The organism is Aminobacter anthyllidis, assembly GCF_018555685.1.
GTDB lineage: Bacteria > Pseudomonadota > Alphaproteobacteria > Rhizobiales > Rhizobiaceae > Aminobacter > Aminobacter anthyllidis.
This window is the reverse complement of sequence record NZ_JAFLWW010000012.1, coordinates 171,997-197,864: the sequence shown is the minus strand read 5'-3', so window position 1 is coordinate 197,864 and position 25,868 is coordinate 171,997. Positions and strand designations below refer to the sequence as shown.

Genomic DNA, 25,868 nt, shown 5'->3' with positions numbered 1-25,868 from the left:
CGCCCTGCGCGAACTCCACTACGTCACCCGCTATGACGATCCGAAGTGATCGGCGCCGCCGCGCGGACCAACGATCGATCTAACCATCAAGACGATTTCGGGAAAGGTGCCTTGGCGCATCGCTTACCAATGGTGTCGAGTCACTCGGTTATCTCGCCGACGTCCTCACCACCAGGATCGTCAACAGCCATCCCAGCCAGATCGACGGGATGCTGCCTTGGGTCCGACATCCAGGCGCCGAGCTAAAGGCCGCCAGAAAACACCGCCACGCTTCATCAGCCTCGTCAGCCAATCTCCAGAATAGCTCCTGTCACGCGGCCAAGGTGCCTCCGTAGCTAACGTCTACGTCAGCGTTGAAGAAATACCCTGCACCACGGCATGTCTTGACTAGCCTTGGATTGGCCGCATCAGCCTCCAGCTTTCGGCGCAAGCGCAAGATTAGGACATCGATACTTCGATCGTAGACCTCTTCTCCACGCACACGGCTCGCGAGCAAAAGCCGTTCTCTGGATAGGACATTGCGGGGGTTCTCCAGGAACGCAATCAGCAGGTTGAACTCACATGCGGTAAGCTTGACTTCGCCACGCTCCGCACAGATCAGTCGCCGCTGCTTGACGCTGAGCTTCCAGGCTCCGAACCGAAATGAGCGATGATCTTTCGTTCGCGGACTGGAAATGCGCTGGCGTAGCCCTACTCGAATGCGGGCCAAGAACTCGCGCAGCCCGAAAGGCTTGGGGATGAAATCGGTTGCGCCGAGCTCCAGCGCAACGACTTTTTCCGCCTCATCAAGCCGGTCGCCGCTGATCACTATGATGGGTAAATCCGATTTTGTCGCCAAGTTGCGGACGATGGCAAGCCCATCCTCCCGGCCTAGGTTGAGGTCAACAACCACGAGATCGACTGGCTCATGCGATAGAACGTAGTTAAACTGCTTGCTATCGTTGACTGCGGTCACCTTCAAGGCATGCATCATGAGATACTGGGAGATGAGGCGTCGCATTGCGGCATCATCGTCAATGACAAGAACATGTTTCAACGGCTCACCTTCAATCTTGAATCCCCTTGTCTAAAGCTGTTGCCGAGCAACCCTTGGGGCACCGACGCAGAACAGCTGCCCCTTGCTACCACTCGCGGGTGCGTGCGGCCAATGTGAGGCCGTTGCTCGGCCTGGTCTTTTCATCCACAGCGAATTGACCGCATCCAGGCAGCCGGTGGCCACCACACATCTGCAAGCGCCGGTGTGACCCTGCCGTGTGGTCCTTCGCTTATTCGCGAGCTCCGCCGTTGGTGCAGGCCTGCCAACACCACTTGATTACGACGGCACGGACGCTCGGTCGCTTGCCATGTCCTTGCATCTTCTTCGCGTTTCTGGCGCTTGCGGACCTGGATCACCTCGAAATCCTCCCGCTCGTGCGTGCGGCTCGGACGCGGTGGAGCAGCGCGGCGTTTGACTGATCGCAGAGGCGGTTGGCCGAAGAACGGCCGTGATTCGCTATAGTGACCTTGTGCCAACGGTATGTCTCCTGCCCAAGGCAGGTCATTGGGAGGTGGCCGGCGGCGCCAATCCTGTTCCGAGCGATCGGCAGGTCCGGTTGCGGTTACCTTGCGAGCTAACATTTCTCGGTTGAATGCAATACCTTTCCTTTTGAGCCTGTCACTGTACTTGTCGAGAGCGCTGTCGGACTGCGTCAATCCGCCTGCGGTTTCTGCCGATGGGACTGTGCGTGACCCACCAGTTCGCGGCGCGGCCGAACAGCTGAACCAGGTCTCGCACCAGGCCGGCTGCGCCGCCACGTCTTCCCAGTTGACCCTCGTCCCGCGTATTTGCGCCTCCGACGAGCTTCGCGGACGAACTCGCGGTTTCAACCAATGCCTGAGTATGCAGGGCGCATGGCTGTCTCTTGCAACAACGGCAGCATGTCGCAACATTGGGCAGCTCGGCGCCCTAGTCGGTTCTCGCGTTCGATCGACCCAAGCTTCCGCAGCCTGAGATGAACCCGCCAAGCTCCCCATTTTGTCCTTCGGCCAGGCGCTGACACAAGATTCCATCACCGCCCATGCCAAGTCGCGGTTGACGCTGCAAGAGCAACGGACAGCCGGGACGGGCAATCCCGCGCTGGAATGATCCACCGCGATGGTCGAGATGTGCCGGCTGATCGCGCCCGCGCAACCCGCGCATGCGCAAGGTGCCCATGCACCCGGACACGAACAAGCTCTTTGCTTCAGTTGAAACCGAAAAAGCTGAACTTGAACATCACGCAGTAACAAACCTGCCCGATAAGCGCGTGCCGGACAGGGCCAGAACCGGTCCGGACGCTTCGAAAGGTAGGGGATAGGAATGTTTATTGCAGCTTGGCCGCTGGCCATCGCCCTGTTGACATCCATGTCATTCCCAGCCGAGCCCGCGCCACTTTCGCCCCGTGAATTCCACGGCCTGTCGCGCAAATGCGCTCCCTGGGTTGCGCCGTCCACGCTCGCCGCGATTGCCAAAATTGAAAGTGGCTTTGAAACGCTGGTGGCTCATGACAACACCACAGGTGAGCAGCTTCGCTGGATAGACCGCCTGGAAGCGACGCGGGGCATCAAGAACCGCCTCGAAGCACAACATTCTGTCGATGTCGGATTGATGCAGATAAACAGCAAGAACTTTTCCTTCCTCAATCTCACGCCGGAAAAGGCTTTCGAGCCCTGCGCCTCGCTATCGGCCGCCGCCCACTTGCTTGAAAGCCGGTATGCCGGCGGCACGACTGCTCCGGCGCAGCAACTGGCGCTTCGCCGTGCCATCTCGGCCTACAACACGGGCGACGTCACGCGTGGCTTCACCAACGGTTATGTACGCAAGGTCGAGTCGGCCGCAAAGGACATCGCGAGTCATCTCGAGCGAACGCTGGAGCCGACCGCTCCAGATGCGCCACACCTTGAGGCATCCGGTCGGAAAGCCGTGCCGGCTCTGCTCCAACAGAGCCAACAGGCCAATGGAAAGCAGCCCAAACAAAATTCTTGGGACATCTGGGGCTCGTATGAGTCAAACCGCTCCGGGGCCGATCCCTCCGGTCCGACAGGCAGCCAGGCTGCGGAAGAGCGGGAACCCTCGAACCCGAACAAACTCGTATTCGATTGAACCATGGAGATACAATGATGAAGCCATTCAAAATACTTCGTGCGCTTAAAACGCGTGTTCCTTCGCCTTTTTCCATGCTGCGCACGACGGCTGAATATGTACCGGCGGCTGCTGCAGGCGCCGCGTGGACGGTCTTCTCCATCGGGCCAGCCTCGGCTCAGGTGACCGGAGGGACGGATCCCGCCAAGATGGTCCAGAATATCTGCACCTTCATACTAGGCCCCTTCGGACAATCACTGGCCGTGCTCGGACTCGTGGCCATCGGCATCTCTTGGATGTTCGGTCGTGCTTCACTTGGCTTGGTTGCGGGTGTCGTTGGAGGGATCGTCATCATGTTCGGCGCCAGCTTCCTGGGCAAGGCGCTCATAGGCGGTGGCTGATGAGCGACCGGTTGGAAGTGAGCACCCTCTATGTGGCGGCGACACGTCCCGCACTGTTTCTGGGGGTGCCGCTGACGCTGGCCGGATTGCTGATGATGTTGGCTGGTCTCGTCATCATTGTCCTTCAAAACCCACTTTATGAAATCGTGCTCGTGCCACTCTGGTTCGGGGCACGGCTGGTGGTTGAGCGTGACTATAACGCCGCAAGCGTCGCGCTCCTCTATTTGCAGACGGCCGGCAGAAGCGTGGACGGGCCGGTCTGGGGTGGCGCGAGCGTCAGCGTCAATCCGATCAGAGTGCCGAAACGCGGAAGAGGAATGGTGTAATGTTTGGCGCCAGTGGCCGGACCGAGAGATCTGGCGAGATCTATCTTCCGTATGTCGGTCATCTCAGCGATCAGGTTGTCCTGCTGGAAGACGGATCGATCATGGCCATGGCACACGTGAACGGCCTGCCCTTTGATTTGGAAGACGCAGAGATGCGCAATTCGCGCTGCCGCGCGTTCAACACTCTCTTGCGCAACATCGCGGATGACAATGTCACGCTATACGCTCATCTTGTGCGCAACAACGATGTGCCGGAGCCGGCATCGCGCCAGTTTCAAAGTGCATTTGCTGGCAGTCTGAGCGAGGCCTATGAGCGCCATGTGCTGTCGGGCAAGCTCTTTCGCAACGATCACTTCCTCACTATCGTCGTGTCCCCCCGCACCGCAATCGGTAAGATCGGCTGGCGCATTGCCAAATCCCCCAGACGGAATGACAACGATCTGGCCACACAACTGCGAAGCCTGGAGGACCTCTGGCAGATCATTGCTGGCTCACTCGGCGGTTACGGTCTGCGCCGGTTGGGTATTCGCGAGAAAGGCAACGTGCTCTTCACGGAAATTGGTGAGGCGCTTCGGCTGATAATGACTTGCCGGTTTCTTCCGGTTCCGATGGTTACCGGCTCGCTTGGCGCCTCGATCTACACTGATCGGGTCATCTGCGGGAAGCGGGCGCTTGAGATTCGAAGACCCGGGGATAGCTCCGTGGGATCATTGTTTTCGTTCCGTGAATATCCGGCGACGACGCGGCCAGGCATGCTAAATCCCTTACTGTCCGCCAACTTCCCGCTTGTCCTGAGCCAGAGCTTTTCCTTCCTCACTCGGCCACAAGCTCATGCGAAGCTTAGCCTTAAATCCAGCCAGATGACGAGCGCCGGCGACAAGGCTCTCACCCAGATCAATGAACTTGCCGAGGCAGAGGACGCACTGGCAAGCAACGAGTTCGTCATGGGTTCGCATCATCTGAGCCTGTGCGTCTATGGCGACAGCCTCAATAGCCTTGCAGATCGCGCAGCAAATGCGCGCGCAAGGCTGGCCGACACAGGCGCCGTTATCGTCCAAGAGGGTATCGGCATGGAGGCCGCGTACTGGTCCCAACTCCCGGGGAACAACAGGTGGCGCACGCGCCCCGGGGCGATCACCTCGTACAATTTTGCCGGGCTTGTCTCATTTGAGAACTTCCCCAGCGGTTCCAGCTCCGGCCACTGGGGCAAAGCTGTTGCGCGCTTTCGCACAAACGGTGGAACGTCTTTCGACTACATCCCCCATGAGAATGACGTCGGCATGACGGCGATATTCGGACCCGTCGGCAAAGGCAAGACGACGCTGATGACCTTTATCCTCGCGATGCTTGAGCAAAGCGTGGTCGATCGCAATGGCGCCATCGTCTTTTTCGATAAAGACCGGGGTGGTGAACTGCTGGTGCGAGCCACGGGAGGGACATACCTTGCGTTGCGCAGAGGCGCTCCGAGCGGCTTGGCCCCTCTGCGCGGACTGGACAACACCTCCGCCTCGTTGGATTTTCTGCGCGAATGGCTGATGGCCCTCATCGAGAGTGACGGCCGTGGTCCGATCTCGCCGGAGGAAAGCCGTCGACTGGAACGTGGCATTCTTCGTCAACTTTCGTTCGAACCCGCCATGCGCTCACTTGCGGGCCTGCGCGAATTCCTGCTGCACAGCCCCTCGGAGGGCGCGGGAGCACGGCTGCAGCGGTGGTGTAGAGGGAATGCGCTTGGATGGGCCTTTGACGGCGATGAGGACGAAGTCAGGCTGGATGCCTCCATTACCGGCTTCGACATGACGCAGCTCCTGGAATTTGAGGAGGTCTGTGCGCCGGCCGCCGCATATCTTCTGCACCGCGTGGGCGCTGTTGTCGATGGGCGTCGGTTCGTCATGAGCTGCGACGAATTTCGCTTCTATCTGCTCAACCCGCAGTTCTCGGCTGTTATCGACAAGTTCCTGCTCACCGTCCGCAAGAACAACGGCATGTTGATACTCGCAACGCAGCAGCCTGAACACGTGCTTGAATCGCCCCTCGGAGCCAGTCTCGTTGCACAATGCATGACCAAGATCTTCTACCCATCACCGACGGCCGACCGGGCCGCGTATGTCGATGGCTTGAAGTGCACCACGCAGGAGTTCGAGGCAATCCGCCAGGGAATGGCAATTGGCAGCCGCAAGTTTTTGCTCAAGCGCGAGAGCGGGAGTGTTGTTTGCGAATTCGATCTTGGCCAGATGCGCGAGTATGTAGCCGTACTCTCGGGGCGGGCCAACACCGTGCGCTTTGTCGACCAGCTTCGTGACCAGCACGGAGATGCCCCAAGTGCGTGGCTCGACAAGTTCATGGCTCGTTACAACGAAATTCAAGACTGACGGAGGAATATTCATGAGATTTCCCACGCTTGCAGCAACGACGCTTGCCGCTTCCTTTCTGCTTAGCGGACAGGCCCGGTCGCAATTTGTCGTCATCGACCCGGCGGTAGTAACACAAGCGGGCTTAACAGCGGTTTCCACTGCGCAGATCCTGATAAAGTCAGCCCAGACGCTCGCTTCCACGATGGAAATGGTGGAGATACTAAGGTCGTCATTCGGTGTCACGGGGCTGCTAAGTTCACTGAACCAAGGAAATCACTACCCGTCGGGCAATCAGCTTGAGAGGCAGATGTTTGAGGGTCAGGCGCCAACTTCGATTAAAGCGCGTGCAATTGCGGACAACCCAAACCGGAAAGTCGACGGCACGGATTCAGAAGCGAAACTGTTACAGGGACAAATCGCTGGTGCCATCAATGCCGCAGCTCTTGCGGCCGACACTCTGGGCGTAATGGACAAGCGCCTTAAGGCCAACGACAACACTCTTGGTCAGCTTTCCCGCTCGGGAAATATTGTGCAGGCCACCGTCACCAACGGTCTGGTCCTCAAGCAGATTCATGATGCGATTATCCAAAATGTCCAGGCCACGAGTCTGCTGACGATGGCCACTGCACAAGCGACCCTTCACGCCGCAGAGGAGGCCGCGATGCAGCGTCGCGAACGCCAGGACACCGCCAGAATGTTTGAGTAGCGACGCTTAGTTCATCCGGCTCATCTGCGCTGATCAGGGGCAAATAAGGTTCACGCAATGGTTTTCAGAATTCCTGCGCCATTCACGGCCATACACGCGATCTTTCATGGGGCCTTTACGGTGGGGCTGCACAAAGTGATTGGAAACGTCCAAGAGGCGGTCAGTGCGCCTCTGGTTGCGTGCGTCACGCTCTGGATCATAATCCAAGGCTTTCTGGTCATGCGCGGTCAAGTCGACGCGCGCGGAGGTATCTCGCGCGTAGTCACGGTATCGATTGTCGTCGCCCTCATCTTAGGGCAGGCCAACTATCAGCTGTACATTGAATCGGTCTTCGACGACACGATTCCAAAGCTTGCCCACCAGATCAGCGGAAGCACCTTGCCCTTCATCGGCATCCCCCAGAAGCTCGACGTAATGTTCGCTGCAAGTCAGAGTGCCTTTCAGCGGATTGCTTCCGAAATTGGGCCAATGAATCAGCAGGACATACTTGCCTTCCAGGGAGCGCAATGGATTTTGTACGGCTCGCTCTGGACAGCGTTCGAGATCTATGATGCCGTTGGAATTCTGACGAAGGTGCTCCTGGCGATCGGCCCCCTCGTTCTTGTAGGCTACCTTTTTGATCACACTCGAGACATGGCTACCAGATGGATCGGCCAACTGCTCTCATACGGGCTGCTGCTTGTCCTCCTCAACATCGTTGCAACGATAGTTATCGCGGCCGAATCAGTCGCGCTGGGAGTCATGCTTGCGGTGATCAAATACAAGGGTACGACAGCAGCCAAGATCATCGGGCTTTACGAGCTCGATATGCTTTTCCTAGCTGGTGACGCTTTGATCGTCGCGCTTCCGACGATCGCCAGCAGCATAGCCGGCGGTTCTTGGGCAGGTGCGAACCAATCTCTTAGCAGCCTCAATCGCCGCATTGCCAAAACGGCAGGTGGTTAATCAATCGACAAGCGCGGTACCTCAACATGAAATACTATCTACTTTTGTCAATACTGGCTTTGGCGGCCTGCAAGACAACCGATAAGCTTGCGACCTGCACGGGTTCGCCATTCCAACTGAACGTGGGACAATGGGAAACCTCCCCTGAAGATCTTCAAGTCGAATGTGCGAAAGAGCCCAAGTGAAATTTCCTGAACATGCCCTTCTGGTGGAGAGAGAAACGCTAGCCGCCCACTATAAGAAGGTGGAAGCGTTTCAAACTTCACGAGCGAAGTCTGCGCGGCGCCTGTCAAAGGCCCTCATAGCCTTTGCGGCAGCGGCGGTCCTAGGAAATGTTGCGCAGGCATTTACCATCGCTGCCATGGTCCCGTTGGCCAAGCTCGTACCTGTGTTCCTCTGGGTACGCCCGGATGGAACAGTTGACAGCGAAGTGTCAGTCTCTCGACTGCCGGCAACCCAAGAGCGAGCCGTCATAAATGCTTCGCTGTGGGAATATGTACGCCTGCGCGAGAGCTACACAGCCGATTCCGCCCAATACGGCTATGACCTCGTATCCAGTTTCAGCGCACCGGCTGTGCGGCAGCAATATCAAGATTTCTTCAATTATCCGAATCCCACCTCGCCGCAAGTCACAGTCGGCAAGCTCGGCAAGCTCGAAGTCGGGCATATTTCCTCAAACGACATCAGTCCGGACGTTCAACAGATCCGATACAAACGCACCCTTTCCATCGATGGGCAGATGCCGTTGGTGACCACCTGGACAGCAACCATCCGCTACGAGCGCCTGACAGATCTGCCTGCCCAATCAAGGCTCACCAATCCGGGAGGTCTACTCGTCACTTCCTATCAAACCTCGGAAGATAGCGTGTCGAACCTGGGTGACGTGCAGCCATGACAAAAAGAGCGTTTCTCGCACTGGCCTGTTCACTACTCTTAACGCTGGAGGCTTCCGCGGAAGACACCCCGCTTGCCGGCAAGCATGATGCGCGGATGCGCTACTTGGCTTACCGTCCCGACGAAGTGGTGCGCCTGTCGACCGCGGTGGGGGCAACGCTGGTCGTCACATTCGCGGCCAACGAGACCGTCGCAGCCGTGGCCGTTTCCAATAGCAAAGACTTGGCTGCGCTCCCACGCGCCAACTACCTGTTCTTTAAGGCCAGCCGGATCCTGCCGCCGCAGCCGGTCGTCGTTCTGGCCGACAGTGAGTCCGGTACCCGCAGATATGTCTTCAGCATTTCAACGAGAGCGATGCCAAAACTAGATGAGCAGCAACCTGACTTATACTACAGTGTGCAGTTCACCTATCCCGGTGATGAGGCCGCTGCTTTGAGACAGGCAGCAGAAAAGCGCTCGATTCTTGGTCAGGCCCGGGCAAAGGTGCTGCAGGAACAGAGGGTTCAGGATTTGTTGAATCGGCCCGGTACAACTGCCAGTTCCGACGAAAGCAATTTTCACTACGTCGCAAAGGGCGATCGATCGCTAGCGCCGCTGCAGGTTTTCGACAATGGCTTTACCACCGTATTTGGCTTCGCAAGCAATTCCCGTATACCCTCCCTCTACATTATCAATCCCGACGGCAAGGAAGCCGCTGCCAACTTCACAGTCAAAGGCGACTATGTTGAAGTATCCGCAGTCGCCCGGGAATGGCGTCTGAGAGATGGCAATACGGTATTGTCGATTTTCAACAGGGCATATGATCCTGTTGGACGAGCGCCGGGCACCGGTACAGTGAGACCCGACGTGTGGCGCGTTTTGAAAGGCTCGGGCCGATGAATGAAACCGGCCCACAGTCGGGACACGATGTAAATGCATCCGGATCGTTGGTCTCGGAGCCGGCCCGCCGGCATGTTTCGGGATCACAGAAATTGGCCGTCGCCGGTCTTGTTCTCATCTCATCTCTGTCGCTCATCTGGCTCGGAAGTCGTCCCAGCACACAAGACGAACCATCTCAGCCAAACCCGCCAATTTCCCCGAACGCCGAGCCGTTCCGCCCCGTGCCTATTGAGCTTGCTCCTGAACCTCCAGCACCTGCAAAGGCGGCGCAGGCGGCAGATCCTGCGCCATCCACGCCGCAACCCGCGGCAGCTGAACCGCCGCCCGAGGAGTCACCAATTTTCGCCTACAGCAGCAGCAGTCAAAAGCCCGACGTGGCTCAGCGGAGCGAAGACGACCACAAGGATGCTCCCGCGACCGCGGATGAGATTTCGATCGGTGGCGATCTGTCGGGCCGATTGAAGCCAGACATACAGGAGCCGAGCCGGGCCACACTTTTGCCGCACCCTGATCTCGTGATTACTCAGGGAACGATCATTCCTTGCCTTTTGCAAACGGCAGTCGACACAAATTTACCCGGTTATGTGAAGTGCGTCTTACCTAAAGACGTCCGCGGCGCCACCAACAATGTCGTGCTCTTGGATCGTGGGACGACCGTGATTGGCGAGATCCAGCATGGTCTCGAACAGGGGGATGCGCGTGTCTTCGTGCTGTGGACGCGCATCGAAACACCTGACCATGCCCTCGTTTCGATAGCATCGCCGGGCGCTGACGAGCTCGGCCGCTCCGGAGTGCCTGGCACGGTGGATAATCACTTCCGGGAACGCTTTGGCGGAGCAATGCTGATGAGCGTCCTTCAAGGCGCGTTCCAGGCGGCCGGTCAATACGCGGCGAGCTCTGGCGGAGGAAGCGGCATCAACAGCTTCCAGAGCAATGGCGGACAAGCCGTCGAGACGACACTGAGAGCGACGGTCAACATCCCGCCAACCCTGAAGAAAAACCAGGGAGATGCTGTATCCATCTTTGTGGCTCGCGACCTCGATTTCTCGGATGTATACGGTCTCACGGCAACCGTCGTGGCGCCAGCCCCCCAACATCGCCAACGCCGGAGAGACAACAATGCGATCGGAGGCTGACCCTCAATTGCGTTTGCTTCTCGACCCCGTTCTGAAATGGCTTGAGGAGCCGAGGACCGAAGAGGTCGCTATCAACCGGCCTGGGGAAGCGTTTGTGCGACAAGCCGGCGTCTTCACGAAACATCCGCTACCACTAGGTTATAACGATCTGGAGGACATCGCGATCCTCGCTGGAGCGCTGCGCAAGCAAGATGTCGGACCGCAAAGCCCCCTCTGTGCGACTGAGCTGCCGAACGGAGAGCGGCTGCAGATCTGTTTGCCGCCCGCTGTTCCCTCAGGAACAGTAAGCCTGACGATACGGCGTCCTTCAAGTCGTGTGACCGAACTGAAGGAAGTTTCTTCTCGCTACGAATACTCACGTTGGAATCAATGGCGGTCACGCAAACAGCGCCAAGAGCGGCAGGACCAAACTATTCTTCAGCAATACGACGATGGTGACTTGGAGAAGTTTTTGCAAGCGTGTGTTTCGGGACGGCTCACGATGCTGCTTTGCGGACCTACTGGAAGCGGCAAAACGACAATGAGCAAGACTTTGATCAACGCTATACCCCCGCAAGAGAGACTGATAAGTATCGAGGACACGCTGGAGCTTGTAATCCCGCACGAGAACCATGTCCGGTTACTCTATCCGAAGGACCGAGCCGGCGTAGGTGCGGTGACAGCCGAGCAACTGCTGCAAGCGAGCTTGCGCATGCGCCCTGACCGAATATTGCTCGGCGAGATGCGCGATGATGCTGCATGGGCCTACCTTAGCGAAGTCGTCTCCGGCCATGCGGGATCAATATCAACGATCCATGGGGCTGATCCGGTCCAGGGCTTCAAAAAGCTCTTTTCCCTCGTCAAGAGCAGCCCGCAAGGAGCCGCTGTGGAAGATCGAACGCTTCTTGACATGCTGTCGGCTGCCGTTGACGTCATTGTGCCGTTCCACACCCAAGGTGACCTGTACGAGGTGGGAGAGGTATGGCTCGCCGCCGATGCCCGGCGACGGGGAGAGACAGTAGCCGACCTTCTTAACAAGCACTAAGGCTAGCACAACGTCTCGGGATCGATAAGTCCATTGTGATGCGACGCGTCGTTTTGTTCTGCTTCGATGTCTTTTGCCAGGCCTTCTCACATTACTTGCATAGAATGAGCGAGTCGGCGGCATCACGCCATCATCATTATACGAATCGCATGCTCTATCGTCCTGGACGAGACCGGTCTCGCTAGCCGAAGGACGAAGGCCTGATTGTCATATGTGACCGGCATGGGGTCGATGTCACCGATGACTATGAAAGGCACCGTCATGATGGCCGGGCATACGGACTCTGCCCGTCCTCGCTCGAGGAAAGGCGTCTTCGCCAAAATCAGCAGGTCAGCTGCCTTCCCGCTCTCGATCCAGCCGCAAAGACTTTCGAAGGTCGCGAAGCCGATCGGCTCATAACCCAGCGCGGCGATATTGTCCTTGTGAATCTCCAACTCTGCTGGATCGGGCTCCACGACTGCAATGATTCCGACGTTGGCCCGTGATCCGTTGTATGGGCCGAAAGTGACGTCAGCGCTGACTGGCTCCTCCTCGGAGGCTGGCAAGTAGATATCAAAGCGCGTACCTCGGCCAACAACCGAGGTGACGTCTAGGCATCCTGCGAGCGCGCTCACGTGCCTGTCAACCGCAGCAAGACCCAGCCCGGTCCCGCCGACGAGAGAGCGCGTGGTAAAAAAGGGCTCAAAGACATGCGGAAGTATCGAACTTGCGATTCCTGGGCCATCGTCGCTGATGGAGAGGAGAACGTAATCTCCAGGTCTCAAGGTGCACTGAGCCAGCGGCTTGGTATGGCACACCTGGGCGCGAGAAACGCTAACCTCGACGCGGCCCTCGTTCAAGACAGCCTCCGACGCGTTCTTGCACAGATTCATGAGGATCTGCTGCATCTCGGTTGGGCTGCCCTCGACCACCGTTTGCCACTCGTTGATCTTGAAGTTCAACTGAACACCCGCACGAACTGTAACCCGCAGCAATGGCGCAAGATCCATGACAATTTCGGAGACGTTGAAAGGCACTGCAACGCGCTTGCGGTTTCGGCTGAGTGACAAGATCTGGTCAACGATCAGCTTGGCGCGGTGTCCAGCTAAGATGATTTGGTCGATGTGGTTCCGTATTCTGGAGGGGCGACGCACCAGACCTTGGGCAATTTCTGAATATCCGATTATTGCGCCTAAAATATTGTTGAACTCATGTGTGGCGCCGCTTGCGATCGTGCCGACGGTCCTCAGCCTTTCCACCTGCTCCCATCGACTCACCAGAAGGTCGCGTTCGGCATTTACACGTTGCATTTCAAGATGGTTGCTCAAACGCACAATGGCACTGGCAAGAACCCACAGGTCGCCTGCTGAGGGGAGTGAGCGCTCTCGTTCAAAAACAAGGATGCAAACCACAGCCTGCTGATCGGAGGCCCTGCAAGCAACAATTTGACAAACACCGGAAGTGTCTAGGGCGGTGCGAACCATTTCCGCCGCCGGAACGACGCGAAACACTGGCCGTCCGGCGCGGACAAGTGAAACGACTTCATCAAGAAGCGCGACGTTCCAGACACGCATGCACGTGTTCGTCACAAAGCACTCGGTATGCCTGCTGAGACTCGGATCCACCTGAGCAAGCGCGCATTGATCCGCGTCGAAAGCGCGTTGAACAAGTCTGAGCGCTGCTTCGGTTGAAAAGCGCGGCGACGCGTTCTTTGCTTTACTTTCGTTGAAGCGAGCTTCGATCTCACGCATTGCCTCTTCAAGCTCCAGCCGCCTTTCCAACCGGTTCGTCCGCACATGCAGCCTGAAGGCCCGAATGATCGCGAACAAGCAGAGGCATATGGACACCGAGCCAAAGAAAAGTCGTGTGCGCTGCGCTTGCGCGCTGGCCAAGCTGTAGTCTTTCAGATATTCGCGCTCCAGTTCGGCGGCCTTGGCGAACGTGTTAAAGGATGCGATCCGATCGGCTGCGCGGTCCACTCTCGACAACGCGGACAGGATAGCGCGGCCGTTGCGGACAACATCGTGGGTGGCTTGGTCCTGGCTCGGAGGAAGTCGGCTGAGAGACCGATCGATCTGTGATGCGAGGCTGAATCCCGGTCTGGCCGAAAACTGAAGGATTAACTTGGAGAGTTCAAGCCTGTTGGACGGCGCCCCCTCAAGGCGATTAACCGAGCGAGCAAACCGTACGAGAGAGCTTTGCAGAAGCTCATTTTGCGCAGCCGCTGCCGAGATGGCAGCCTCTGTGTTCTCGACGGACTTTTTGAGCTGTGCAAGCAAGCTGGAGTGCGCTCCGGAGCTCTCATCGGGCGAAATCTCGGCAAGGCGTTGCAAGTTTGTAACGTTCCTTTGCAATGCTTGGAGGGTAGAATCAACGGGGCGGAAGTCCAATACCATGTCGGTTCGAGCGCGGGCGACATCGCGCTGGAGCAATGCGTAGTTGATCTGAATCGTTCGCAGTTCACTTAGGACCGCCTCGTCGACCTGTGGGTCCTGCCTCTGTATCCCGACCAAGAGCGCAAACGAGGCCGCCAGGGCGATGACAAAAACGTTGTCGGTACTGAGCCTTTTTTCACAACGAAACGGCGTTTGATGCGCGGTGCGCGCCTTGCGAAAGTCTGATCTGAATTCTAGCTCCTCATTGCTTCGGTGTGCGGCCGGATGCTGCTGGAACAGGAAAACCATGTGTACCTCTCCCCTCATAAAGACGGCTTAGACACCGTCGCACTTTGCCCCCGTGGCCCCGCTGACCCTCCGTTGAATTTCGCGGCGATTAGACTTCGACGTTCTGTTCCGAACTCTGGCCACTCGCGAGCTCGACGCGAACGTGGAAACTGAAGGCACGGCGTTACGGCACGTGAGAACGATAACTGGGCTATCCGTGAATGCTGATTTGATAGTTGTTGAGAAGGGAAGGCACCAATGCCAGGCTGACACCGCGTGACGGATTCAATCGAGATTTGCCTGTTTTCGCGCGGCGAGTCGAACCACGCCGATGTTGAAGGTACCGTTGAGTCTCGTCATAATAACGGCAGGAACCGAATACTCGTGAGCCTTCGTTGCGTCAGTCCGCTCAAGCCATCACGCACGCGGCAGAGCTAACTTCCGGCAAGAGTTTCATAGCTGGGCCAACAAATTGCGCTCTGTGCCTGACCAGAGTAAGCAGGACGTACGTACGATCGGCATGATCCCCGAGGAGCGTTCGCACTTCATCTCTTATCCGGCGAAGGATAGCCCATTGAGCAGCCCACCATCGGTTATGAGATCGAGGCGACACACAAGGCGGGCAACCGGTCGGCAGTATTCGGAACTGTCTTCCGAGAGATCATGGAGGGACAGACAAGCCGCACGCTGCAGCAGCCTGGGGATGACACCGGTCGGCCAGCCATTATGCCGCTAACCCGCTTGCGATCTCTGTGCATTGTATCTCCTGCGTGCAGCCTCTGCATTAAGCCAGCGTCGACGACCAGAGCCCATGTTCCACCAAACAAGGGTTAGCTTTCAAGAAGCTGATTGAACAAATTGATTGTTTGGATAGCACGCATCGGAACAATGGATGCAGCTAAATGCAGCGGCGGTTTTCGTTAGATGCGAGCGAGCGTCTCTTGGCAAGAACCACCGCGGGGCGCGGGCGAGGTGAGGGGCTGCACGCCAAGCGCGTCGGGACGGTCATCGAGGATCTGCGTGCGGGTTTGCAGCAGAAGATGTGCGCCGATCCTGCTCCACTGCATCTGCCGTTTGTTGGCGACCCGCTTGGAACGGCGTTGACGGTGGCCTTGACGAGGGCCGAAGAGATGCGATCTCCGGACCGCTAACGCTCGCCGTAATTAATCAGGCTGGCACTGTTGGAGGCGATGTGGGCCTGGTGAATTCGCCGATGGCGGTCAGGAACTTGCGCATGTTCGGCTAGCCTGTTTCGAGACCTTACGCGTCGAATTGCAGGTCGGCGATTTCGTGACGGGCCCGATAGACGTCAACATGCCAGAGATGCCATTTGATCCTGCGCAGAGTTTCGAGCAGGTCCTGTCCGGTCTGCTCGTCCTGGTTTTCGAGCCCTTGCACGAACTGCCGAAGGATCCTGATGCGCACGGTGATATGGAACCAGTCGGCGATTCTTCCCCACCGTCGGTGATGAAGGTGGTATCCTGATTGGCTTGGACGGGCTGCTTCTTGAGATGGTCGAGAATGCGCCGTTGCGGCTCGCGATCATAGCCATAGACGAAACCGATGTAGCGCGGAGCACCCTCTTCAGGCAGCGAGCGGCCTACGATCAGCTCGAAATTCTACTTCCGGTCGTTTGGTCGCGGATGAAAGTTCGATGCGGCTGCAGAACGCGTTTGCGATGGCCGCCCATCTTCCCGGCGCTACCGGAGCACGATAACGTTGCGACCATTTCACCGCCGAAGAGACCGCAAAGCCAAAGCGCGACCAACCCGATCCAATTTTGCGCCGCCCAACTTCCATCTCGAACGGTGCGCGGAACGCCCGCGCGCCGGGTGCCTAACTAGCAGTTGCACTGGGCATGCCCTGTGCTCGGCTATTCGAGCTTCTCCAATGCCTGCCTAATGTCATCTCCGGCGTCCTCCGGCAACGGCAAAATAGGGCGCGGTGGCTGGACGTGCGCCAGACCGAGGTAGTCGGCGATGACGAACATAACGCGGAAGCTGCCGTAGTGTTTGAACAAGGTCCAGAGCGGCCCGAAAGCGCGGTTCAACCGAGTGGACTCCACCGCGTCGCCGGACTGCGCTGCACGCGTCAGCGCAAGCGCCGGGACCGCCAGCAGACCTGCCGCAACGCTGTACCAGGTGTCACATCCGGCAAGCAGGGCATCCGCCGCGCCCCAATCGCCGCTGTATCCGATTGTGAACGTGTCAGGCGTCATCGACCGCAAACGTGCCAGTTCCCCCGCGTAATCGTCATCCGCCGCCAGAGGCATTTTCACCGCGACGACGTTGGACACCTCTGACAGCCGGGCGATCAATGCGTCGCTGAATGTGAAGCGCGTGGTGCTTGGATTGTTATATATGCACAAAGGCAATTCCCCCGCCTCGGCCACCGCGACGAAGTGCTGGAAGACTTCGTCCTCGTTCAGGGGAACGTAGGACATCGGTGCCAGGAGCAGGCCGTCAGCGCCAGCGGATTTGGCATCGCGCGCCAGAGCCTGAGCTTCATCGGTACGCAATGCACCCACACCCACGACAAGAGGCGTTTTGCCGCCGATGCATTCCACGGCAGCCTGAACGGCACGCTTGCGTTCTTCCCTGGTGAGGTAAGCATAACCGCCCGTGCTCCCCAGAAGGCCGATGGAGTCCGCTCCGGCGCGTTGAATACGCTCGAGAAAACGAGCCAGACCCTCGGTGTCGACATGCCCTTCCGCATCGGTTGGCGTAAGGGGGAACGCCGACAGGCCGCGAAACAAAGTCATCATCCATTCCTTTCGAAACTACATACGGGAAAGCAGCATACGCAGCCCGGCGAACGCGAAGAACATCGCCAACAGACTTTCGATCCAGCGGCGGCAGCGGCGATACAGAGCCACCATAGGCGGTGTGGAGAAGACAATGGCGTAGCCGCAGAATATCGTGACACTTAGGATGGCGCAGCCACCCAATATCGCCGCGATGCTCTGCCACGATGAATTCGGGCCGATCCCCAGCGTGACGAGCGCGATCCATGCCAGCACGGATTTTGGGTTCGCCAAATGCATCAAGAGGCCCTTCCTATAGAGCTCACCCCGCGAAAGAGCGACTTGGTCGGTCGATGCGCGCACCGCCAGCTTCTCGTTCGACGTAAGCGCCGACCGTCCCGCCCTGAAGGCGAGGAATAGCAGGTAAAGCCCCCCGAAAACCTGCAGAACGAGCAGTGCCTGGGCGTACCTGGCCAACAGGGCGGAGATGCCGGTGGAGGCCATAAAACCCCAAAAGATCGAGCCGCTGACGACGCCGGAGGCGAGCATGAGCGCAGCACCTCTGCCGCGCGCCATCGCAACCCCCATAATGCGCATGTTGCTCGGGCCGGGGCTCCCCGCGGCAATGACATATGCAGCAAAGACGATGAGCAACTGATGGAGATCGACATTCATTCTCTCAGCCCTTGATAATCTCGATCGGATCGATCGCGCCGGATGCCCCGGGCGGCCATGGATCCGCTCGCTTGACCGGAAACCTCATCCGGCGATGGCAATTTCTTGGCTCGCGATTTTGCAGCCAGGCATCAAGGCATTCAGCCCTCCGACCATGGCATCCGTCGCCTCTGCCAATGCATCGTCCGGCATGGTCTCCAACGCCTCCAGTACGAACCACATCCGGCCTGTTAGGGTCTTCAGGCGGGTTCGAGTGCCCTGTCGCCAGTTCCAGCGTCGGCAGGTGACGCCAATGTCGTCGCGCCAGATGACCTCACCGGGCAAGGGAGGATCGTTGACCGCCTCTCCATTCATCATGGTGTCGAACGTCTCACTCCCGTCAGCGATCGTCAGGTGGGGTCTTCCGACATAGGCGTCAAAATTCTCTCCACCCACCGGGACTGCGTATTTCAGGCTGATGGCGTTGTAGAGATCGACGATCGGGTTGATCGTCGAAAGAGTGCCGTCTTTCAGAACCCGCTTTCTGAGGGCCTGGGCTGAGCACGGCGTACGGTTAGGCTTCGCGCCAAAGACGACGTAGGCGTCGGACCAACTCGCCAGATGAGCTTCTGCCCAAGCCGGGCCATCCGCCAACGCGCAATCGCAGGCTTCACCAAGCAATCGGGGATCGAAACGTCCTTCTCCAGCTGAAGTGGCATCGACGTAGACGCTCACGGCTCTAAATCCCGATGCAATATTCTTAATTCGACCGTCGATGATGGGACCCACAAACATCCAGGCAACTCCATCAGTTCGAGCGCAAGCAATCCATGACCGGCGCGACCAGTCACGATCGCTTCCCTGACTGCAAGCCAATATTGCAGTTCACTGGTCCAAACTAAACTGCCACTTTTGGAGATTTTAATTGGTCCAGTATAAGGAGGGTTCTCGCAGCACGGGAGCGACGCGTCGAATTTATCAATCTCTGATCAAGCAGATCCAGGCCGGAGTGTACGGGTGTCGGTGACGCCACCCAGTTCTCCGCAAGCAAGCGGCCCACAAGTTCCCCATGATCCGGTCATGCTGTTGTGAACCCTAGGGCATTATGGTCGATGCCAGCGCCACCAGGGTGGCGTCGTCCTGTTCGAAACCCCCGATTGTTACCGCGGTTTTGCTTGACGCGCGCGATGACCTTAGCTGAGGCCTAGGATGAAGCGCCGATTGGAGGGACGGATCGACCGCGCGTTAGATGCGTAAAGCGTCGTAAACCGCTTGATGTCTGCGGTGTCGACCTCGACCGGTTCCATTGCAACCATCCACTCCACGTTTTCGGTGCAGGGCGGAGTCGTTAATGATCCCTCATAGGTCCAGTAGCCGAGCGAGGCCGGCAAAAGCCCGTTGGGATCGAACTCGTCAACTGCCATCTCCTCGCCGGGCCGGGCCGGGAAGACCTTGGCGAGACCGGCAAAGCTGATATTTGTCGCGCCAGGCGTAAGAAGGGCGCTCAGCACACCCAGAGTATCGCTCTTTGTGTCTTTATGGACAAAATGCGCTTCCATCGGGAAGCTCATGCCCGCCACGTGATGCTCGCTCGGCGCGTGGAAATGCAACTGTGCCAGTTGGTAGACGCGATTCCCGCGGGTCAAGGTGCTGCCTTCCGGCATGTTGATTTGAATGGTGTGGCCGTTGTTCACCATCCTGCCGCCGCCCTTGAGCCAACTGATGTCGATGCGCGGTATATCCGCCTTTACCGTGCCGGCGATGTCGATGGGTGACTGCTGCCTGCCCGCCGAACAGGCGAAATTTCTCGTGTCCAGATCGGCCCAATGCTCCGGCCCGACCGAGCCGCCATATCCCCAATGGGCGCTGGCCGCACGCGCGGTCTGGGCGCAGATCGGGCACACGCCCAGCGCGATGAATCCTCTAATCAGGGTACGACGATGCATATTGCCTCGCTCCTTGATGCGAACCTTATGTCCTTGCTTCCAATTGGTGCAGTCAAGGCACAGCCGCAAGGGCGGGCGTAGGTTGAGCCGCGCCACCAGCGTACACGCCAGCCAGTCCTCGTCGAACTGGTAAACTGGAAGAAGCGTCGCCGCCGGCGATCGTTGGAGGCTACGCTCGCCGGTCCGTGGAAATGGCTGGCGACGTGGCTCAGATTCACCGTGCTGCCGCTGATCAGGCCAACAACCAGCACAGCCGGCGTCGCCGGTCCGGCTGTTACTCGGCGGTATGTGGCGCGTAACGTTGAAGCGGGAGTGTCGGGCAGGCAGTGCATTGCAAAGGATCCCCTCTTTGGCGAGACGAATTCCTCCATTCCAACTGATTCCCGACCTCTCGGCCACCCACTGTGTAGCCTGCCCGCCACGCTCTCCAAGACCATAAAGGCATGGATAAAACTCGCGAATACGCCTTGGAAAGCAGGTCTCAAAGGCCAAGGGGACCTTCCATCTGGAAAATGCCAAGCAAAGCTCGCGTTCGGACGATCCATGCGGTTGCCAGGCTGGCTGCCTCCGGTCAGGCGAGATCCGGATCCTTCCGCGAGGATAGCTGTAAACGTCTACAGGCTGCATCGCTGTGCGCTTTGCCCTTCGATGGCGGGAACACAACCCGCACGGAATTCAGCTGATCACACCTGGCCTCTACAGCGAATTCGCAGGCGAGCTCAAAGAGATGCACGGGCTCAGATATCGGGTTTTCAAGGAGAGGCTCGATTGGGAAGTTCAGACCGGAGGCGAAATGGAAACAGACACCTTTGACGACTTGAAGCCTGTCTATCTGCTGCTCAAGGGATCCGATTGGCGAATTCGTGGCTGCGTGCGCCTCTTGCCAACCACTGGGCCGACCATGTTGCGCGACACATTCCCGGCGCTGCTGGGTGAGGCTGTGGCGCCCGCGAGTCCTGACATATGGGAAAGCAGCCGTTTCGCGCTCGATTTGCCCCCATCAACGCCGCCCAAGGCGGCAGGCGGCCTTGCCCAAGCAACCTACGAGCTCTTCGCCGGCATGATCGAATTCGGCTTGGCCAACAATCTCACCCGAATCGTGACGGTGACCGATACGCGTATGGAACGGATCCTTCGCCTCGCAACGTGGCCATTGTCGCGCATCGGAAAGCCGCAGCCCGTCGGCAAAACGGAGGCGGTGGCCGGGTTTCTCGAGATCTCTCACGCCAGCCTGTTGCGCATCCGCTGGAGGGGACGTCTGAATGGGCCGGTACTGTGGCAACCGATTCTCGGCCTGCCGCACGGCCCATGCGGATAGCCAAGACGTGGTGCGTGGCCCCAGGGATCGGAAGAGGGTTTGCTTCTCGTCGCCGAAAGGAGTCATTGCGTCCGGCCTGGAGAAGCAAACCGAGGAATGATGCATGAAGCAGCGTCCGCACAATTGAACGGCGAGATCAAAGAGTGCGCTGGGGCTACCCATTCGCACTCGGCCCAAGTATTCCCCGTCTCCTCCGGCCGGCTTGCATGCTATTAACGCAGGTGAGGGCGCCGGCCATGATATGCGCAGCCCGTTGAAGGCGGAAGCGTACGCCCCGGTTCACATCACCCGCATTGGACTGAGGTTTAGTTCATCCATGGCGTGGATGATGGCTATCCCAACAATCAATTTTACCGAACTTACTGGATTCCATTAGAAGACTCTAACTGAGCGCATGCCGGGCGGCGTCCCTCGTCTGCGTCGGCTAAGGCTGCCGGGAAGAATTCGGAGAAGAACATGTGCGGAATTGTTGGCATCGTTGGGCAACAGCCGGTGTCGGAACGCCTGGTCGACGCATTGAAGCGTCTGGAATACCGCGGCTATGATTCGGCCGGCATTGCGACGATCACCGAGGGCACCTTGCACCGCCGGCGCGCGGAGGGCAAGCTCGTCAATCTCGAGAGGAGACTCAAGGAAGAGCCGCTGGGTGGTACCATCGGCATCGCCCACACCCGCTGGGCAACCCATGGGCCACCGACGGAACGCAATGCACACCCGCACTTCACGGATGGTGTGGCCGTCGTCCATAACGGCATCATCGAGAATTTCGCCGAACTGAAGGACGAATTGGCGGCGACGGGAGCCGAGTTCCAGACCGACACCGACACTGAGGTCCTTGCGCATCTCTTGGCAAGGCACCGCCGGGAGGGCATGAGGCGTGGTGAGGCGGTGCATGCCATGCTGAAAAGCGTCAGGGGTGCCTACGCGCTTGCCATCCTCTTTGAGGATGATCCGTCGACCATCATTGCGGCGCGCAATGGACCACCGCTGGCGATCGGTCACGGCGACGGCGAGATGTTCCTGGGCTCCGACGCGATCGCGCTTGCTCCATTCACGAATGAAATCACCTATCTCATCGACGGTGACTGGGCCGTTGTCGGCAGGACGGGCGCTGATATCTTTGATTACGACGGCCACCCCGTCGCGCGTCCGCGCCAGACCTCCGTGGCCGTGGCCACTCTGGCCAACAAGGGCAACCATCGCCACTTCATGGAGAAGGAAATCCTCGAGCAGCCCGAGGTCATCGCCGATGCGCTCGGTCATTATATCAATTTCATCGAAAATGGTGCCGATGCGGTTTTTGGCATCGACTTCGCCAAGATCCCGAGCTTGGCGATCTCTGCCTGCGGCACCGCATATCTCGCCGGGCTGATCGGAAAATACTGGTTCGAGCGCTATGCGCGCCTGCCGGTCGAAATAGATGTTGCATCCGAATTCCGGTATCGCGAGATTCCGTTGTCGCCGCAGTCTGCGGCTCTGTTCATTTCACAGTCGGGCGAAACCGCCGATACGCTGGCATCGCTGAGGTACTGCAAGCAGCTTGGGCTGAAAATTGGCGCTGTCGTCAATGCGCGCGAATCGACCATCGCTCGGGAGGCCGATGTGGTCTTCCCGATCCTTGCCGGCCCAGAGATCGGCGTCGCCTCCACCAAGGCCTTCACCTGCCAGCTAGCCGCTCTTGCCGCACTCGCCATCCACGCAGCCAAGGCCCGCGGAACCGTGACCGAAGATGAGGTGCAGGCGCTCGTCGAGAGCCTCACCGAAATGCCGCGCCTCATGAGGCAGGTACTGGACAGCATCCAGCCGGAGATTGAGCTTCTGTCGCGCGAACTGTCAAAGTGTCATCATGTCCTTTATCTCGGCCGTGGCACAAATTTCCCACTGGCGATGGAGGGTGCGCTGAAGCTCAAGGAGATTTCCTACATCCACGCCGAAGGCTATGCGGCGGGTGAATTGAAGCACGGTCCTATCGCATTGATAGACGAGAACATGCCAGTGATCGTCATCGCGCCACATGATCGCTTTTTCGACAAGACCCTCTCCAACATGCAGGAAGTGGCCGCCCGCGGAGGGCGCATTATCCTCATCACCGATGGAAAAGGGGCAGCCGCATCGAAACTTGATACGATGCACACGATCGTGCTGCCGGCCACCGACGAGATTATCGCGCCGATGATCTTCTCGCTGCCGATACAGCTTCTTGCGTACCACACGGCGCTCTTCATGGGCACAGATCTCGACCAGCCACGCAACCTGGCAAAATCAGTCACCGTCGAATGATGTGACGCCTTCATTAGTCGCAACGCTCGCCCATTCGGAAAAACTCCAAGCACTTCAACCGGCGCTCGAGCGCGCCGTTACCGTCTTGCCGTTATTTGCTGGAGCATGCCGTTTAGCGACGATTGGTTATCCCTTTGGCCTCCCCTCACGCTGCTTGGCTGTGCCTACGGGCAAACCCGGTCGAGAAAAGCATCGAATACGCAGCAATAGCGCTAACCACAAAGCGATCCTCCTGCCGTGCGGATAAAACCCTTCGCTGTCCACTATTTCGTCCTCGCTCGATGATTGCGGCTCGCCGCGGTCTTCGTCGGTGAGACGGTTGCCCTTTGACTTTGCCAGGCGGCCAGCTGCGATGTGCGGGCTGTAGGAATCCCGTGTAACCTCGTTCTGGATCTAACGCTCACCGATAGGCCCGGCCAGTCGCAAAAGGACCTGGCGATGATCGGACACTTCCAGGAACCGCTCGATGGTTCGGTCGAGCGCGAGGATCATGAAATCGTGGCCGCACGGCACGAGATTGGGCGAGATAAAGACATGGGCGATCAGCGACTTGAAGGGCGCCTTGACGCAGGTGATTTGCTTGTCCGAAGCATCCTGCGCGGCGAGCGCGGTCAGGCCGGCGGCGGTCAGCGCGGTCTCCGGAAGTCAAGGTTGCATTGAGTCGCCGCCGATTCAGTCGTTATCGAAGCTGGGATACTGGGCGAGTTCGGCGATTGCTTCGGCGATCACGCGCCCACCCATCTGCCGGCGGCCTCCACCGTGTCGCCGGACTGCGCCGCACGCGTCAGCGCAAGCGCCGGGACCGCCAGCAAACCTGCCGCAACGCTTTACCAGCTGTCACATCCCGGCAAGCGGGGCATCGGCCGCGCCCTAATCGCAGCTGTATCCGATTGCAAACGTGTCAGGGCTTATCTGCCGCAGGCGTGGCAGGTCCCCCGCATAATCGTCATTCGCCGCCTGAGGCCACCGAGATGAAGCTCTTCCTCCCGTTAGAATGAACGTTCGAAACGGAGGATGCCGCCGACACTGCTCTTTTTGTTGGCATTAGCCCAGCTAATGGAAGGGTCGACCTTGCCGACGGCGAAGTCGCCGTAGCGGTCATAGTCGAGTTCGGCTGTAATTGTGAAATCTGCAAGAACCGCATAGGCAACGTTTGCAGCGACACCATAGTTCCTGAGCTGATCACCCGAGAGCTGAAGATTCAACGAAGTTGTCTCATTGAGCTTGTAAGTGGCGCCGGCCCAGAAAGCCCAGTTACCGCCCCAACTTTTGTAGAACCCGCGACCATGAGCGTCGATTGCGTTAGTGACGTCATCGTTGAGCTTGCCGCTGGAGCCGTAGCCGAACATTCCGAATAGCGAGAGTTGGTCGGTAACATAGACGTCGATGCGGACCTTGCCGGCGACCGATTCGTAGTTGCTATCATAAGCGACAACGCCGGTGATCGCGCCCCAGTGTTGTGTGTATTTCACTCCGCCGACCAGGTGCGGAACGTAGCTGTCGATGGTGCCGACCAGGCCCGAGCCTTCTTCGAGTGAAACCACAGCCGAAAAGCCGTTACCGGCGTCAAAGTAGTACTGAACCACATTAGTATCGAAGGCGCCGTACGGGATAAGCATCTGATTGAGCACGTCGCCCGCGTAGCCAATAAACATGTCGAAGGCGGACCAGTCCTTGCCAACTCGGAGGCCACCAAGCTGAACCCAGGCAAAAGTCAACGTGATGCCTTGGCTGAAGGCATAGTATCGAGGACTGTCCGAACCGGAATAGGCGGTGTGCTTGCCGTATTTCATGCGGGTCTCGATGTAGGTCTGCAATGTACCGAGTTCGGTCTCTTGCCCGGTCCAAGTTTTGAATGTGAAGCGCGTGTTGTTTTGCCATATGCCCTGGGCCTCGCCAGTCTTCACATCCGTGGTTCTAGCGTGGTCATACGATACGACATCGCCGAGGCCGATGTCGTAACGGACATAGCCGCCGATGCGCAGGCAGGTCTCGGTGCCGGGGATGTAGTAGTAACCAGCGCCGTAAACGTCGCAGATCTTGACGTATTCAACGGGCTCAGGCTCGGCCAGGACGATGGCGTCGGCGGCTCGGGCACAGGAAACGGCGATCAGGGCCGCAGCTGTGCCGAGCAGGAGGCTCCTGATGTTCATTCTTGATCTCCGTTCAAATATTGAAGAAGGGGACGTCAACGAACGAGCCAGCCCTTCCTGTCCCCACAATCGAAAACGATGCACATCGCGCTGCTCCTATCGCAGTGTGACACACGGATCATAATAATTATTCAACAACAGGGGCGATGAAGCTGAATCATACTTTCACACGATAAGTTGTTGTTCTCATATCACCTGCTTGAAATGCCCGGGGAGGAATCAAACACTTCCGAGTCGATCGCCATGATTATCTCCGATAGCTGCGGGCGTACCGTCACAACGGCTTCGAAAATCACCCCGCAAGTGACGTGCCAACCTCACGACCAAGCTACGATTGACACTCAAGTTGCCGTCGGACCTTGGTTTGCGT

21 protein-coding genes and 2 pseudogenes are annotated in these 25,868 nt (G+C 58.3%); 14 read left to right on the top strand and 9 right to left on the bottom strand.

Going from position 1 to position 25,868, the window contains the following annotated elements:
* Positions 1–310: 310 nt before the first annotated feature.
* Positions 311–1,036 carry a two-component system response regulator VirG gene (gene virG, locus J1C56_RS29175; RefSeq protein WP_027033428.1) on the bottom strand — a complete coding sequence of 242 codons (726 nt, stop codon included), beginning with the start codon at positions 1,034–1,036 and terminating at the stop codon, positions 311–313.
* 1,302 nt (positions 1,037–2,338) lie between these two features.
* On the opposite strand from virG, the gene J1C56_RS29170 reads away from it, so the two are divergent.
* Genes J1C56_RS29170 through virB11 form a run of 11 tightly spaced genes read left to right on the top strand, consistent with a single transcriptional unit; the run spans position 2,339 to position 11,762 of the window.
* The gene (locus tag J1C56_RS29170) at positions 2,339–3,121 is read left to right on the top strand and encodes a type IV secretion system lytic transglycosylase VirB1 (protein ID WP_006329137.1); all 783 of its coding nucleotides are present in this window, start codon (positions 2,339–2,341) and stop codon (positions 3,119–3,121) included.
* Positions 3,122–3,135: 14 nt separating this feature from the next.
* Positions 3,136–3,501: a pilin major subunit VirB2 gene (virB2, locus tag J1C56_RS29165; protein ID WP_032925931.1), complete on the top strand. Its 366-nt coding sequence runs from the start codon at positions 3,136–3,138 to the stop codon at positions 3,499–3,501.
* The gene (locus J1C56_RS29160; protein WP_006329140.1) at positions 3,501–3,827 is read left to right on the top strand and encodes a type IV secretion system protein VirB3; all 327 of its coding nucleotides are present in this window, start codon (positions 3,501–3,503) and stop codon (positions 3,825–3,827) included. The genes virB2 and J1C56_RS29160 overlap by 1 nt, the downstream gene beginning before the upstream one ends.
* On the top strand, positions 3,827–6,196 hold the full coding sequence (gene virB4 / locus J1C56_RS29155) for a type IV secretion/conjugal transfer ATPase VirB4 (RefSeq protein WP_027033430.1): 2,370 nt from the start codon (positions 3,827–3,829) through the stop codon (positions 6,194–6,196). Before J1C56_RS29160 ends, virB4 begins: the two co-directional genes overlap by 1 nt.
* A gap of 13 nt (positions 6,197–6,209) precedes the next feature.
* Positions 6,210–6,884, top strand: coding sequence for a TrbJ/VirB5 family protein (locus J1C56_RS29150; RefSeq protein WP_214393424.1), 675 nt, complete (start codon positions 6,210–6,212; stop codon positions 6,882–6,884).
* 57 nt (positions 6,885–6,941) lie between these two features.
* On the top strand, positions 6,942–7,829 hold the full coding sequence (locus J1C56_RS29145) for a type IV secretion system protein (RefSeq protein ID WP_027056320.1): 888 nt from the start codon (positions 6,942–6,944) through the stop codon (positions 7,827–7,829).
* A 26-nt stretch (positions 7,830–7,855) separates the two neighbouring features.
* Complete coding sequence (locus J1C56_RS29140) at positions 7,856–8,014, top strand: type IV secretion system lipoprotein VirB7 (RefSeq protein WP_080680416.1); 159 nt, start codon at positions 7,856–7,858, stop codon at positions 8,012–8,014.
* A complete protein-coding gene (locus J1C56_RS29135; RefSeq protein WP_027033433.1) occupies positions 8,011–8,724 on the top strand; it encodes a type IV secretion system protein VirB8 in 714 nt (237 codons plus the stop codon). The genes J1C56_RS29140 and J1C56_RS29135 overlap by 4 nt, the downstream gene beginning before the upstream one ends.
* Positions 8,721–9,602: a TrbG/VirB9 family P-type conjugative transfer protein gene (locus tag J1C56_RS29130; RefSeq protein ID WP_006329153.1), complete on the top strand. Its 882-nt coding sequence runs from the start codon at positions 8,721–8,723 to the stop codon at positions 9,600–9,602. The genes J1C56_RS29135 and J1C56_RS29130 overlap by 4 nt, the downstream gene beginning before the upstream one ends.
* Positions 9,599–10,738 carry a type IV secretion system protein VirB10 gene (gene virB10, locus J1C56_RS29125; protein WP_027056318.1) on the top strand — a complete coding sequence of 380 codons (1,140 nt, stop codon included), beginning with the start codon at positions 9,599–9,601 and terminating at the stop codon, positions 10,736–10,738. The genes J1C56_RS29130 and virB10 overlap by 4 nt, the downstream gene beginning before the upstream one ends.
* On the top strand, positions 10,722–11,762 hold the full coding sequence (gene virB11, locus J1C56_RS29120) for a P-type DNA transfer ATPase VirB11 (RefSeq protein ID WP_027056317.1): 1,041 nt from the start codon (positions 10,722–10,724) through the stop codon (positions 11,760–11,762). Before virB10 ends, virB11 begins: the two co-directional genes overlap by 17 nt.
* 122 nt (positions 11,763–11,884) lie before the next feature.
* On the opposite strand, the gene J1C56_RS29115 is transcribed toward virB11, so the two are convergent.
* From J1C56_RS29115 to J1C56_RS29085, 7 genes and pseudogenes are all read right to left on the bottom strand, one after another.
* Positions 11,885–14,425 (bottom strand): two-component system VirA-like sensor kinase, encoded by a 2,541-nt coding sequence (locus tag J1C56_RS29115; protein WP_214393423.1) that lies wholly within the window; start codon positions 14,423–14,425, stop codon positions 11,885–11,887.
* Between the two features lie 986 nt (positions 14,426–15,411).
* Positions 15,412–16,023 (bottom strand): annotated as a pseudogene (locus J1C56_RS29110) (ISKra4 family transposase); the annotation flags it as partial.
* A gap of 14 nt (positions 16,024–16,037) precedes the next feature.
* Positions 16,038–16,165, bottom strand: a pseudogene (locus J1C56_RS29105) (IS630 family transposase); the annotation flags it as partial.
* Positions 16,166–16,277: 112 nt separating this feature from the next.
* On the bottom strand, positions 16,278–17,165 hold the full coding sequence (locus J1C56_RS29100; protein WP_214393422.1) for a dihydrodipicolinate synthase family protein: 888 nt from the start codon (positions 17,163–17,165) through the stop codon (positions 16,278–16,280).
* 18 nt (positions 17,166–17,183) lie between these two features.
* Entirely contained in the window at positions 17,184–17,822 is a 639-nt protein-coding gene (locus J1C56_RS29095) for a LysE family translocator (RefSeq protein ID WP_010914002.1), read from the bottom strand.
* Between the two features lie 84 nt (positions 17,823–17,906).
* Entirely contained in the window at positions 17,907–18,596 is a 690-nt protein-coding gene (locus tag J1C56_RS29090; protein WP_214393421.1) for a B3/B4 domain-containing protein, read from the bottom strand.
* A gap of 398 nt (positions 18,597–18,994) precedes the next feature.
* Positions 18,995–19,747 carry a carbonic anhydrase gene (locus J1C56_RS29085; RefSeq protein ID WP_214393420.1) on the bottom strand — a complete coding sequence of 251 codons (753 nt, stop codon included), beginning with the start codon at positions 19,745–19,747 and terminating at the stop codon, positions 18,995–18,997.
* A gap of 727 nt (positions 19,748–20,474) precedes the next feature.
* On the opposite strand from J1C56_RS29085, the gene J1C56_RS29080 reads away from it, so the two are divergent.
* The 3 genes from J1C56_RS29080 to J1C56_RS29070 all read left to right on the top strand — a co-directional run bounded on the left by J1C56_RS29080 (position 20,475) and on the right by J1C56_RS29070 (position 24,005).
* The gene (locus J1C56_RS29080) at positions 20,475–21,065 is read left to right on the top strand and encodes an acyl-homoserine-lactone synthase (protein WP_214393445.1); all 591 of its coding nucleotides are present in this window, start codon (positions 20,475–20,477) and stop codon (positions 21,063–21,065) included.
* A 456-nt stretch (positions 21,066–21,521) separates the two neighbouring features.
* Positions 21,522–23,345: a glutamine--fructose-6-phosphate transaminase (isomerizing) gene (gene glmS / locus J1C56_RS29075; RefSeq protein WP_214393419.1), complete on the top strand. Its 1,824-nt coding sequence runs from the start codon at positions 21,522–21,524 to the stop codon at positions 23,343–23,345.
* Positions 23,346–23,783: 438 nt separating this feature from the next.
* Complete coding sequence (locus tag J1C56_RS29070; RefSeq protein ID WP_246592129.1) at positions 23,784–24,005, top strand: hypothetical protein; 222 nt, start codon at positions 23,784–23,786, stop codon at positions 24,003–24,005.
* A 329-nt stretch (positions 24,006–24,334) separates the two neighbouring features.
* Here the strand turns inward: J1C56_RS29070 and J1C56_RS29065 are convergent, their stop codons facing one another.
* Positions 24,335–25,498 (bottom strand): porin, encoded by a 1,164-nt coding sequence (locus J1C56_RS29065; RefSeq protein ID WP_214393417.1) that lies wholly within the window; start codon positions 25,496–25,498, stop codon positions 24,335–24,337.
* Positions 25,499–25,868: the final 370 nt, after the last annotated feature.